Genomic DNA, 12874 nt, shown 5'->3' with positions numbered 1-12874 from the left:
CCACCCCACGAGGAACCACTTCGCTTCGCTCGTAGAGGACTCCGCGCAGGCACGCCTCCGCGCCAGCTCGGTCACGAAATTCCCGACGGATCCGTCCCGGGCTCCACCCCACGAGGAACCACTTCGCTTCGCTCGTAGAGGACTCCGCGCAGGCACGCCTCCGCGCCAGCTCGGTCACGAGATCCCCGACGGATCCGTCCCGGGCTCTACCCCACGAGGAACCACTTCGCTTCGCTCGTGGCCGGGCCTTCGCGGAGGCGGTTGGGCTACCCGCCGGCTCTTCAAATCCAGCCGGGGAACCACATGCGGGCGCGCCAGGCCGACAAGGGGATCAGCTGGCCGGAGAGGATCGGGTAGAAGTAGGCGAAGAGCAGGATGACGGCGATCAGGTAGACGCCGACTGACAGCGCGCCGACCAGACGCCTGGTATCGGAGGCCTCGCGCGGACCGAGCGCCAACCCGGCGGCCGCGGTGATCCCGAGAACCAGGAACGGCAGCAGCGGCAGGGCGTAGAAGAAGAACATCGTCCGGCTCGGGTACAGCAGCCACGGCAGGAACGACGCGCCGAAACCGACCAGTACCAGCGCCGCCCGCCAGTCCCGCCTGGTGACCCAGAAGGCGATCATCACCACCAGACAGGCCGTCCCGACCCACCACACCGCCGGATTGCCGAGCGCCAGGATCTCCCGGGAGCAGCCGCCGACCGCGTCGCAGACCTGGCTGCCGTCCCGCGTCTTCTGGCCGTATCCCGGCCCGTCGTAGTCGTAGGGCACCGGCCGGCCGAGAACCAGCCAGCTGAACGGCGCCGACTGGGCCGGGTGGGGCGTGCTCAGGTGCTCGTGAAAGTCCAGGATCGCGCGCTGGTAGCCCCACCAGCCCTTCCAGGCCCCGACGAAACCGTCGCCTTCGGTGTGCCGGTTGTAGCCGCCGTCGGTGACGAACCATCCGGTCCAGGTCGCGAGGAACGTCGCCATCGGCAGCGGCACGTAGCAGCCGAACCAGGCCGGCAGGTCCCGGCGCAGCGCGCCCCGCACCGGCGCCGTCGCCCCCGCCGTCCGCCGGGCGCCGATGTCCCAGGCGATCGCCAGCGCCGCGAAACCGACCAGCGTGTACAGGCCGCTCCACTTCACGCCCATCGCCGCGCCCAGGAAGAACCCGGCCGCCAGCCGCCATGGGCGCAGCCCCAGCCGGGGGCCATAGCGGGCGTCGAGCTGGGCCGCCCGGGTGCTCGCCTGGTCGCCGTCGCCGTCGCCCTCGGCCGTGCCCGCCCGCCGCTCGGCGAGCGCGGTGACCCGGTCCGCCAGCTTCGCCCGGCCGTAGTCACGGTCGGCCACCAGGCAGGCCAGCCCCATCACCAGCAGCGACATCAGGAAGATGTCCAGAATCCCGATCCGGCTCTGGACGAACTGCAACCCGTCGAAGGCGAACACGAGGCCCGCGAAGCAGCCCAGGACAGTCGAGCGGAACATCCTTCGGGCCGTCCGGGTCAGGACCAGCACGGCCACCGTTCCGAAGAACGCCGACGCGAACCGCCACCCCAGCTCCGGGTTGCCATGCACCGCGCCGGAACAGTCGACGTACCCGAACAGCTTCTGGGACGCCGCCATGAACCACTTGCCCAGCGGCGGATGCACCACGTAGCCGGCACCGACGCACTGCGCCTTGTCCGCCTCCGCCCAGCCCTGGGTGCTGACCTCGTAGCCGTGGGTCATCAGACCCCAGGCATCCCGCGTGTAGTACACCTCGTCGAAGTAGATGTACTTCGGCTCCGTCAGCCGCCAGAACCGCAGGATCCCAGCGACCAGCGTGACCCCGAGCGCCGCCAGCCATCCGGCCAGCCGGTCGGACGGCATCGGCGGGCACAGCCGATCACGCAACGGCGAGGCGGGATCCGACCGACCGGACCGCCGCCCGGTCACGGACGTGGCGGGGCCCGCGTCGGCTCCGGTCGGTTGGGCCATCATCGTCGCCGTCACGCAAACAGGTTAGGTGGTCCGTCCTGAAACGTGGCTGAGGAGTAGGGGACACCGTCTCCCAGACACCGACGGGGCATCTGCCCCACACGTACCGTTCGGGTTCGACAGCGGATGCCCCACCCTGGGGGCACGCTCCAGCCAAGGTCGTCGACGTCGAGCACCCGCGCCATCACCGCGAACCCCGGAGCCCCGCCCGCGGACGGGAGCTCCACGAGTAGCGCCGTGGCACACCTCCCGTGGATCTTGGTCCACCGTCCCCGACCGCCGATCCGCGCACGCAACCCGCGATCTTCACCCCACCTCGGCCCGGTCTCCCTGGCAGATCACCAGACCTGCGCGGGATTCAGGGACAAAGCGGACAGAAAACGCCGAACGGCGTACACGTCCGACGACCAGGGAAGCCGACGGGCTCCCGACCAGCCCGTGATCCTTGGATGAGCGCGCCATTCGGCGGTCGCGCCACGCCAGCAAGATCCACGGGAAGGACCCTGGCGGCCGGGCGCAGGTGACGTCGGCGACGTGGCCGCCCCCTCGGTTTCCTTGGGCGCGAGGCGGTGAACGCTGGCGGATACGGTGACCGCGGGTGCGGGCAGCCAGCGGCCAGCCCGACCGGAGGGGCAGGGACGCGGATGACCGGAGTACTGATCGTCTGTGGGGCGCCGATCGGCGAGCCCCTCGACGCGAGCCCGCGGCTCGCCGAGGTGCTGACCACGGCGGATGTCGTCGCGGCCGAGGACACCCGGCGGGTACGCCGGCTGGCGCACGCGCTCGGGGTGACCATCGGCGGGCGGGTGACGTCCTGCTACGACGCCGTCGAGGGGGCACGAGCGACCGCGCTGACCGAGCAGATGCTGGCGGGGCAGACGGTCGCCCTGATAACGGACGCCGGGATGCCCGCGGTGTCGGACCCGGGGTTCCGGGTGGTCGCGGCGGCCGCGGCCGCCGGGATCCCGGTCACCGTCGTGCCCGGGCCCTCCGCGGTGACCGCCGCGCTGGCCGTCAGCGGCCTGCCCAGCGACCGGTTCACCTTCGAGGGGTTCCTGCCGCGGCGCGGCGGTGAGCGCCGTTCACGGCTGCGGGAGCTCGCGGCGGAACGCCGCACGATGGTCTTCCTGGAGGCGCCGCACCGGCTGATCGCGAGCCTCGCCGACCTCGTCGCCGCCTTCGGCGCGGACCGGCCCGCGGTGCTCTGCCGGGAGCTGACCAAGACCTGGGAGGAGGTCGTCCGCGGCGATCTCGGCCGGCTCGCCGGCTGGGCCGGCGACGGACGCGAGATCCGCGGCGAGCTCACCCTGGTCGTCGGTGGCGCCCCGGCCGGCCCCCGCCGGCCCACCTGGCGGCCGCTGGGCACCGCCCTCGAGACGAGCGCCGCGGCGGACGCCACTCGGCCAGGCGATCCCGAGTCCGGCGGCCCGGCGGCCGGCAACCTGACGTACGACGACCTGGCGGACGACGACCTGGCGCCGGCCGGCCCGCCCGGTCCCCCGACCCAGGCGGAGCTCGCCGCCGCCGTAGCCGGCCACGAGGCCGCGGGTCTTTCCCGCGCCGACGCCCGCCGCGCCGTCATGGCCGAGTACGGCGTCACCCGGGCCGACGTCTACGCCGCCCTCGTCTCGACCCGTGACCCTTCCGCCCAGAAGAAGCCCACCCACGGCGCGCCCTGACCGGCGCCCGCCGAGTCGCCCTCAGCGTTCGCGGGCGCGGGCGGCGGCGAGGCGGCAGTAGGCGGCGATGTCGAGGGTCTCGCCGCGGGCGCCCGGTTCGACGCCGGCGGCCCGGGTGATCCGGTCGACCGCGGCGGGCGAGCCGGCCCAGCCGGCCAGCGCGGTGCGCAGCGTCTTGCGCCGCTGCGCGAACGCGGCGTCGATGGCGGCGAACACGTCGGCCCGCAGCGCCTCGGGCGCGGGCGCGGGCCGGCGGGTGAACGCGACCAGGCCGGAGTCGACGTTCGGCACGGGCCAGAACACCGAACGCGGCACCGGTCCCGCGGGGCGCGCCGCGGCGAACCACGCGAGCTTCACGCTCGGGATGCCGTAGACCCTCCCGCCCGGCGGGGAGGTCAGCCGGTCGGCCACCTCCGCCTGAACCATCACCAGGCCGCGCTGGAGCGACGGGAGGCGCTCCAGCAGGCCGAGCAGCAGCGGCACGGCGATGTTGTACGGCAGGTTCGCGGCGAGCACCCCCGGAGCCGCGCCAAGGGACTCGTCCAGCCCGTCGCGCGGCAGGTCGGCGGGGACCAGCCGCAGCGCGTCACGGGTGAGCACCGTCAGCCGCTCGGCCGCGGCCGGCGCCAGCCGCGCGGCGGCCGTCGCCGGCAGGGCCGCGGCCAGCGCCGGGTCGACCTCGACGGCGACCACCCGGCGCGCGGCGCCGAGCAGGCCGAGGGTGAGCGACCCGAGACCGGGGCCGACCTCCAGGACGACGTCGTCCGGCCCGACGCCGGCGAGCCGGACCAGTCGGCGCACCGTGTTCGGGTCGACCAGGAAGTTCTGCCCGCGCTTCTTCGTCGGCCGCAGCTCGAGCGCGCCCGCGATCGCCCGGATGTCGGCACCCGACAACAGCCCGTCCGCGGTCGCCGACGGCGCCGCCACGCCGCCCTGGGCCGCCTTGGAGCCCGCCGGCGGCGCGTCGCTGTCCGCTACCAATCTCCGAACACCCGCTCGGCGGTCGCGGCGATCGTCGCGGCCAGCTCGTCGAGCGGCTCGCCTCGGACGTCGGCGATCGCGCGCAGCGTCAGCGGAACCAGGTAGGGGCCGTTCGGCCGGCCCCGGAAGGGCATAGGGGTGAGGAACGGCGCGTCGGTCTCGACGAGCAGCAGTTCGGCGGGCGCGACGGCGGCGGCCGCGCGCAGTTGCTCGGCGGGCTTGAAGGTCACGTTGCCGGCGAACGACATCACGTAGCCCGCGTCCGCGCAGATCTTCGCCATCTCGGCGTCGCCCGAGAAGGCGTGGAAGACGACCCGCTCGGGCGCGCCTTCCTCGGCCAGGATGCGCAGCGTGTCCGCGTGCGCGTCCCGATCGTGGATCATCAACGGCAGGCCGGTCTCCTTCGCGAGGGCGATGTGGCGGCGGAAGCTCTCCTGCTGGGCGGCGTGCTGCTCGGGCGGGGTCCGGAAGTAGTCCAGGCCGGTCTCGCCGACCGCGCGCACCTTCGGCTGCCGGGCGAGCGCCGCGAGCTGGGTGAACGTCTCCTCGTCGACGCCGCGCGCCGCCTCGTTCGGGTGGATGGCGACCGCCGCGTACACGTCGGGGAGCCTGGCTGCGATCTCGGCCTGCCATCGGCTGGTCGGCAGGTCGACCCCGACGGTGATCATCCGCCGGATGCCGACGGCCCGGGCCGCCTCGACCGCCTCCGCCGGAGGCGTGTCCATCAGGTCGAGGTGACAGTGGCTGTCGATGATCTCCACGCCCAACGGCTCGGGTGCCGGCGGCGGGTCACCCTTACGCCCCGTGTCCCGCGCGCGTGCGTTGCCCACCGTTCTGCCTCCCGTCGCGCCATCGGCGGCGCCGCTCGCCTCGCCAGCGCCGCCGTCGCCCATCATGTTGTCCGCATGTCGTCCGCCCCGGTGCCCGGCGGAGCCCGCCCGCCAGGCCCGGGAACAGGGATTCCTCGATCCGTCCCGGCGGATCGAGGGAGCTTGTCTCCCGGCGGCGATCGCGGACTTGGAACATTGGCCGCCGTTTGACGGACCAGGATGCCCGGCTTAGTCGCACCTACCTTCACGTGCCCCGAACGGCCCGGATACGCTGCCGCCGGACGGCTGTTCGCGTGCTTCGGATCCTATGGCTCGCGATTGGCGGTCCTCGCGTGGCCAGATCTGAGGGTCTGGCCGCCCTGCCAGCATCGGGGATGCCACTCCATGGGTCGCTTGCTACACGGATGCCGATGACCGTCCTGAACGTCGCTCTTGTCACTCCACTTACCGGCCCCGACGCCGCGCAGGGCCTCGCGAGCCTGCGCGGTCTGACCCTGTGGGCACGGGACGAGAGCCTCCCCTTGCCGTGGACCGACATCAGCGTCACGGCCTACGACGCCCATCCCGACCCGGCGGCGGCAATGCGCACGGCGGTGGCCGCCAAACCCGCGGCGATCCTCGGCCCCTATGGCCGGCGCGCCGCGATCGCGGCCTTCTCCGCGACCGACCGCGTCGTCTTCAACACCGGCGCTCCCACCACCCGGTTCATGCGGCAGACCTACCCCAAGGTCATCAACATGGCCGCGCCGTCGTCGACGTGGCCGCGGCAGGTGCTCGCGCTGGTCCGGACGGCCGACCGGACCGCGCGCAGGGCGGTCGTCCTGCTGTCCGCCGGCGACTTCGCGATCGAGACCACGGCGAGCATCAAGGCCGCGGCCCGCTCGACGGGGTTCGAGGTGACCACCAGCACGTTCGGCCCGGGCCAGGCGGCGATCGCCGCGAGCCGGCTGCCGTCCGCCGACGTCCTGATCGTGCACGCGGACCCGGACGACGAGCTGGCGGCGGCGAGCGCGTTGCTGCGCCGCCCGTGGCGGGCCGCCGCGTTCTCGACCGCGGTCAGCGCGCAGGTGGCGGCGAGCTTCGGCGACGCCAGCGACGGCCTGCTCGCGCCCGGCAGCTGGCAGCCGGACAGCATGGCCGAGACGACGACGGGCCCGAACGCCTGGGCGTTCACCGACGACTTCAGGGCGCTGCACGGCACCGCGCCGACGGCCACGGCCGCCTGGACGTACGTCTCCGGGCTGATCCTCGGCGCGTGCATCCGCCGTTCCGGCGGCGTCGACGACGCGTCGGTGCTCGCCGCCGCCCGCGGCCTGGACACGGTCACGCTGCTCGGCCGGTTCCGTCTCGACGAGACGACCGGGCTGCAGGTGGGTCACCAGATCCCGATCGTGCAGTGGCAGTCCAACGCGTCCTGGACGGTGTGGCCGCGCGAGCGCGCCAGGGCCCAGTTCGCCCACCCGCGTTGGCAGGCCCGCACGGCCACGCCTGGTCTCACGCCCCGTCCGTATCGCTGACGTCCGGAATCGCTGACGTCGGGCCGGCCTGGCTCTGGAGGGCCACGGCCCGTCCTGGCCGGTCGGCCCGGGCCCGGCTCCCCGGCGGGCGACCATGGGAACCGGCGGGTGTACTGGTCGTGCGTGGCCGTGGGACGGCCAGTCCGTGGCGCCCGCGGGCGCGGGGGTCCGCGACGAGAAGGTGGGCGATGACACCGGGTCCAGCCGCCGCGCCGCCCACCGGCCTCGTCACACCGCCCGCCGGCCTCGTCGCGCCGCCAGCTCCCACCGGCCCGGGCCTGCCCGGTGCCGGCGCCGCGGGCAGCCCCGGCGCCGGCCGGTCCCGACGAGGCTCGCCGCGCCCGCGCGGGCGGCGCCGGCTCATCGGCGGCCTCGCCGGGCTGCTGGTGCTCGCGTTCGTGGCGGTCACCGCCAAGCTGTTCGTCTACCCCAAGCGGGACGCGCCCGCGCCCGTCGACGCGATCGTCATGTTCGCGGGCAGCGCGGGGAGGGTCGAGCTCGCCGTCTCGCTGGCGCGCGCCGGGTATGCCCCGGTGCTCGCCGTCTCCCAGCCGGCCCCTGGCGACGCCTGCCCGGCGAACACGATCCCGAACGTCGAGGTGATCTGCTTCCACCCCGACCCGCTCACCACCCGCGGAGAGTCCCGCTGGACCGCCGAGGCCGCCGACGCCCGCGGCTGGCGGTCGATCCTCCTGGTCACCTCGACGCCGCAGGACGGCCGGGCCCGGCTACGACTGGGCCGCTGCTACGACGGCGAGGTCCGGGTCATGACCGTCGACCCAGGGTCCCGGGCGGACTGGGCCCGCATGATCGCCTACGAATGGGCGGCCACCGTCAAGGCCCTGGTCCTCCAGCGCGGCTGCTGACCACCGGCACGGCTGGCGATCGGCCGCGGCTGACCACCCGCGCGGCTGACCACCGGCCGCGGCCTCGGCGGCCGTCGCCCGCGCGGGTCGGTCAGAGCCGGTCGATGCCGACGGCGCGACGGACGCCGGCGAGGACCGGTTGGGCACGCTCACGGGCCCGCTCGGCGCCCTCGGCGAGGATCGTGTCGATCTCGCTGTCCGGCGCCATCAGCTCCTCGTAGCGCTCCCGCAGCGGGGACAGCTGCGCGTTGAGCTCCTCGAACAGAGCGTTCTTCAGCTCGCCCCAGCCGGTACCGCCCGCCTCCAGCCGGCCGCGCATGTCGGCGACGTCCTCGGACGTGGCGAAGTTCTCGTAGAGCTGGAACGCCGCCGAGCTGTCGGGGTCCTTCGGCGCCTCGACGGGGGTGCTGTCGCTCTTGATGGACCGCACGAGCTTGCGCAGCCGGGATTCCGGGGCGAACAACGGGATGGTGTTCTGGTACGACTTGCTCATCTTGCGCCCGTCGAGGCCGGGCAGCACCCGCCCCGACTCGCCCGGCGGCGTGACCGCCTCGGGAATCTTCAGCGAGAAGACGTCGCCGAACAGGTGGTTGAACGAGCCCGCGATGTCGGCCGCGTACTCCAGGTGCTGAATCTGGTCCTGGCCGACCGGCACCACGTCGGCGTTCATGATCAGGATGTCGACCGCCATCAGCACGGGATAGTTGAACAGCCCCATGTTGATACCGGCGTCGAGGTCGGCCACCCCCGCCTCGGCGTTGCGGTCCCGGGCGGCCTTGTAGGCATGCGCCCGGTTCATCAAGCCCTTACCGGTCACGCACGACAGCACCCACTGCAGCTCGAAGACCTCCGGGATGTCGGACTGCCGGTAGAAGATCGTCTGCTTCGGGTCGAGGCCCAGCGTGATCCAGGTGGCCGCCACCGAGCGGGTCCAGCTCGCCATCTGGGCGCGGTCGCGCACCGACGTCAGCGCGTGGTAGTCGGCGATGAAATAGAGCGACTCGAACGTCGACGCCATCTCCAGCGCCGGCCGGATCGCCCCGATGTAGTTACCCAGATGCGCGTCACCGGTCGGCTTGATGCCGGTGAGCGAGACCTTCTGGCCCTCGTGTGCCATGCCGCTCAGTCTACGGAGGCACCGCCGACCCGACGATCAGATATCCCGCCGGCGAGCCCCGCCGCCGGCCGGCGAGCCGACAGGTCAGGTCGCCGCCGCCCGGAGGTCACGGCGATGGCGGGCGGCGTAGCCGAGCATGAAGCGGACGTGCCGGGCGGCATCGCGCAACGAGTGGAGCTTCGAGCTGCCCGATCGCGGGTGGTAGGTGATCGGCACCTCCTCGACCCGCAGCCCGCGGGCCGCCGCCGCGACCACCAGCTCGGAGGCCAGCTCCATCCCGCCGCACCGCGGCGCCATCCGCTCGTAGGCGGCACGGGTGAACGCCCGCATCCCCGAGTGCGCGTCCGACGTCCGCAGCCCGAACAGCCGGTTCAGCATCCGGGTGAGCACCGGGTTGCCGAGATGCCGGTGGGTCCAGGGCATCGCGCCCGGCAGGATCTCGCCGGCGAACCGGGAGCCGAGCACGTAGTCGGCTCCCTCGGCCCGCAGCGGGGCCAGGAGCCGGGGAAGCTCACCGAAGTCGTAGGAGCAGTCGGAGTCGCCCATCACCAGGTAGCCGCCGCGCGCGGCGGCGAACCCAGCCAGATAGGCGTTGCCGTAGCCGCGGCGGGGTTCTCGCACCACCCAGGCGCCGGCCTCGGTCGCGGCCCGGACGGACTCGTCCGTCGAGCCGTTGTCGGCGACGACGACCTCGCCGGTGACGCCCGCGGCGGCGATCCCGGCCAGCGCCGCCCGCACGCACGCGCCGACCGACTCCTGTTCGTTCAGGCAGGGCATCACCACGGAGACCGCCGGCCCGTCCGGGCGCGCCGCCGCGGCCACCGGGCGAGGCGGCCGAGGCCGGGCGGCCGGGCGGGACCGCTCGGACGGGCGGGGCACGCGGTCCCGGCCGCCAGGACGGGCCGCCCGCCCCGGCGCGAACGGCCGCTCCGGCCGCTCCGGCGGCGCCACCAGGGCGGAAGCGCCCCGGCGGTCACCGGCGGTCACCGGGACCGGGCCGGACGCGGTGGCCGGGCGACGCTGCGTGGTGGCACCTTTCGGCGATGGGGGACGCGCGGACGCGCGCGCTCGGCGGACGGCTGGGTGGCTGCGGGTGTCGGCCAGGCGACGCCTCGGCCTGAGGGTGTGCTCGGTCACGCAGATTCGTCTACCCCCTCCAAAGGGGGAAACGCATGGTGGCCGTCTTGACACGAAATGCCGCAGCACCTCGTCGATCAGACTGGTAGGGCGGCTACAACGCAGTCGATCAATGACTATATGTGCACAACGGCGAACCACGGCCGGACGAATGACGGCGTCACGAAGGGGGGTCGCTGGCATCTGGCCACAGGCGTCGGGGATCGTGGAACAGGTCACCGCGTCCCGCGGCGGGCGTCCCCACCGGACGCGCGGCACCCTCCGGCCGCGTCCAGCGGCCTTCAGGGGAGACCAGCCCGAGCCGCCCTGGACTCCAGGGAAGGCGATCGAGAGGAATCACCATGGCGGATGTATCGGTGCGCTTCGCGATGACCGACGACAGCGAGATCGTGCTGAACCTCTCGCTGACCCAGGCGATCCGGCTGACCGAGGCGATCGCGTCCAAGGTGAGCCAGGCAATGACCGAGCAGCCGCGCGGCCTCGGCGGCTCGATGACCGGCTCGATGCCCGCGGGCATGGGCGGTGGCCTCAACGGCACCGGCGCGTACCCGCCCGCCGTCCGGCCCGGCGCCTACGGCGGGGCGTAGCCCACGGGACGCCGCCCGTGGGATCTTGCCCACGGGACGCCGCCTACGGCACCTTGCCCGCGAGACGCCGCCCCCCGGACGTTGCCCGCCCCGCCCCCGGACGGCGCGCCGGGCCCGGCGCGCCGGGCGAAGCCGACGGCCACCGCGGCGGTTGGCGCCCAGGCGACAGCTCCGCGGCCCCCACCGACAATGGAAGATACGGAAAACCGCGCGTCGGCCCGATAACCTAACCCCGAAGATCGCACGTGGTCGTCTCGGGCGCCGCCGCGACCCGACGCTGGTCGTCGGCGCGGAGGGCGGACGGCGGCCACGGATCGGAGCACCAACGACAGCCCGCGGCCGACCCGGCCCGGGCGGCACGGGCCGGCATCACCCGGCCCGACGGGCGCGGAGGGCGAGATGGCGGGACTGGACCGGTTCCGGGTGGTGGTGGAGGCGGGCCGCGGTCACGAGACGGGCGTCGTGGTTCGGCTGCCCGGCGTCCTCATCGTCGCGCGGGCCGGCCGGCCGCGGACGGCCGACACCGCGCGCCGGCTGCTGGACCTGTGTGCCGAGGTGGCCGCCGAGCCCGGGGACACGGCGAGCACCGGACGGCGGCTGGTCCGCCGGGTCGCGGGGCTGCTCGCCGCCGCCGACCCGGACGAGGTGCCGGACTTCACCCTGCTCGCCGCGGTCGGCGAGCGGATCGCCGCGCTGGTGCATGGCGCGATGGATGTCACCGCCGCCGGGCCCAGCCCGCTCACCCTCTCCGGTGAGGAGTCGGCCACCTGGGTGGACCGGCTGCTGCCCGACGGGATCACCCACGTGCATGTCGCCCCGAGCGGCTCGCTCGGCATGTCCGGCGCGCCCGCCGAGGAGGCGGAGATCACCGGCACCGGCCTGGGCTTCCCGCTCGACCTGCGGATCGGCGCGGTGCCGGGCATCGGCGTGAGCCTGCTGCCGGCCCGGGAGGCGGCGCTGCCGGTACCGAAGTCCGCCGCCGAGGACCTGCTGGCCAACTACGGGCCGCCCCGCGAGCCGGCCACCGCGGCCGAGCGCATCCCGGTCCCGGTCGAGCGCATCCCACCGCCGGCCGAGCGGGTGGCCCCGGTCGACCGCGGCCCGGCCCCGCTCGAGCGTGGCCCGGCGCCGCTCGACCGCGGCCCGGCGCCGCTCGAGCGCATCCCGGAACAGCAGGCGGTCGCCCCGCCGGCGCTCTCGCCGCTGCTCAGCAAGGAGGAGCAGGAGCACCGTCGCCAGGCCGGCGCCGAGCCGACCCGCGCCGCCGACTTCGACGAGCTGAACGAACTCGACGAGTTCGACGAGGACCCGCCGACCGAGCTCGCCCGGCCCGTGCCCAGCGCCAACGGGCAGGCCGTCCCGCTGGACGCCGGCGAGCTGACCGAGGACGACGACAGCGAGGCGCTGACGCAGCTGCCCGGCCAGACGTTCACCGTCTCGGACCTGATCGACGACGACGCCCCGACGATGCTGCCGAGCAACGACCAGGCGCAGGTCGAGGGCGTGCTCTGCCCGAGCGGGCACTTCAACCATCCCCAGGCGCCGTACTGCGCGGAGTGCGGCGCGTCGCTGTCGGCGCACGACAGCCAGCCGGTGTGGCGGCCGCGGCCGCCGGTCGGCGTGCTGGTCTTCGACGACGGGCACACGGTGCCGGTCGACATCGACCTGGTGATCGGCCGCCAGCCCGACAAGGACGACGCCGTACGCGCGGGAACGGCCCGCCCGCTGCCGGTCGAGGACGGGGAGAGCGCGGTCTCCCGGGTGCACGCGGTCATCACGCTCAACGGCTGGGACGCCGTCATCACCGACCGTGGCTCCGCCAACGGCACCTACATCGCTCCCCCCGAGGCGACCGTCTGGACGGCGCTCGAGCCGCACCAGCCGGCGCCGCTGGTCTCCGGCACCCGCGTGCAGGTCGGCAAGCGCACGTTCGTCTTCAACAGCCAGGTGCACGTCTGAGGCGGTCGCCTCAAGGTCGCCCAGGGGCGACCATCCGGACCTCCCAGATCGACTCCGCAAGCTCCGCCGATCCGGCAGGAACCCCGGCTCCGCCGTCGGGGCGCTGAGCGCCCCGACCAGCCTGGTACCGGGCAGAACCCGTAAGTGCGTGGTCGGGGCCGGTCCGGGGCCGGGATCGTGGCTGGTATGCGTGACGAGTTCCGCCTCCGTCGGCGGCACGCGTCCGTCGGGCGTCGCCCG

Annotated in this window: 10 protein-coding genes; 5 read left to right on the top strand and 5 right to left on the bottom strand. The window is 74.2% G+C overall.

Translation table 11 applies throughout. The features are described from left to right. Positions 1–281: 281 nt before the first annotated feature. Positions 282–1976 (bottom strand): dolichyl-phosphate-mannose--protein mannosyltransferase, encoded by a 1695-nt coding sequence (locus I6A81_RS06815; RefSeq protein ID WP_407661265.1) that lies wholly within the window; start codon positions 1974–1976, stop codon positions 282–284. Positions 1977–2605: 629 nt separating this feature from the next. On the opposite strand from I6A81_RS06815, the gene rsmI reads away from it, so the two are divergent. Then, entirely contained in the window at positions 2606–3640 is a 1035-nt protein-coding gene (rsmI, locus tag I6A81_RS06810; RefSeq protein WP_203004994.1) for a 16S rRNA (cytidine(1402)-2'-O)-methyltransferase, read from the top strand. Between the two features lie 21 nt (positions 3641–3661). Here rsmI and rsmA read toward each other — a convergent pair whose 3' ends face one another. Then, on the bottom strand, positions 3662–4492 hold the full coding sequence (gene rsmA / locus I6A81_RS06805) for a 16S rRNA (adenine(1518)-N(6)/adenine(1519)-N(6))-dimethyltransferase RsmA (protein ID WP_238429737.1): 831 nt from the start codon (positions 4490–4492) through the stop codon (positions 3662–3664). Between the two features lie 122 nt (positions 4493–4614). Beyond that, the gene (locus I6A81_RS06800; RefSeq protein WP_203005002.1) at positions 4615–5514 is read right to left on the bottom strand and encodes a TatD family hydrolase; all 900 of its coding nucleotides are present in this window, start codon (positions 5512–5514) and stop codon (positions 4615–4617) included. A gap of 347 nt (positions 5515–5861) precedes the next feature. Here I6A81_RS06800 and I6A81_RS06795 point away from each other — a divergent pair, with 347 nt between their 5' ends. Further along, the gene (locus I6A81_RS06795) at positions 5862–6968 is read left to right on the top strand and encodes an ABC transporter substrate-binding protein (protein WP_203004995.1); all 1107 of its coding nucleotides are present in this window, start codon (positions 5862–5864) and stop codon (positions 6966–6968) included. A gap of 188 nt (positions 6969–7156) precedes the next feature. Further along, complete coding sequence (locus tag I6A81_RS06790; protein ID WP_238429731.1) at positions 7157–7834, top strand: YdcF family protein; 678 nt, start codon at positions 7157–7159, stop codon at positions 7832–7834. A 91-nt stretch (positions 7835–7925) separates the two neighbouring features. Here I6A81_RS06790 and I6A81_RS06785 read toward each other — a convergent pair whose 3' ends face one another. Both I6A81_RS06785 and I6A81_RS06780 read right to left on the bottom strand, forming a co-directional pair. After that, complete coding sequence (locus I6A81_RS06785) at positions 7926–8951, bottom strand: tryptophan--tRNA ligase (RefSeq protein ID WP_203004996.1); 1026 nt, start codon at positions 8949–8951, stop codon at positions 7926–7928. Positions 8952–9035: 84 nt separating this feature from the next. Next, positions 9036–9773 carry a glycosyltransferase family 2 protein gene (locus I6A81_RS06780; protein ID WP_307874511.1) on the bottom strand — a complete coding sequence of 246 codons (738 nt, stop codon included), beginning with the start codon at positions 9771–9773 and terminating at the stop codon, positions 9036–9038. 656 nt (positions 9774–10429) lie between these two features. Between I6A81_RS06780 and I6A81_RS06775 the strand changes: the two genes are divergently transcribed. Together I6A81_RS06775 and I6A81_RS06770 are read left to right on the top strand one after the other, a co-directional pair. Continuing rightward, a complete protein-coding gene (locus tag I6A81_RS06775; RefSeq protein WP_203004997.1) occupies positions 10430–10675 on the top strand; it encodes a hypothetical protein in 246 nt (81 codons plus the stop codon). 399 nt (positions 10676–11074) lie between these two features. Further along, complete coding sequence (locus I6A81_RS06770) at positions 11075–12634, top strand: FHA domain-containing protein (protein WP_203010126.1); 1560 nt, start codon at positions 11075–11077, stop codon at positions 12632–12634. The last annotated feature ends 240 nt before the right edge of the window (positions 12635–12874 follow it).

Origin of the sequence: Frankia nepalensis (assembly GCF_016786325.1) — a bacterium.
GTDB classification, from domain to species: Bacteria; Actinomycetota; Actinomycetes; order Frankiales; family Frankiaceae; genus Pseudofrankia; species Pseudofrankia nepalensis.
Note: the sequence above shows the minus strand (reverse complement) of the source record. Positions and strands in the feature narration are given on the sequence as shown.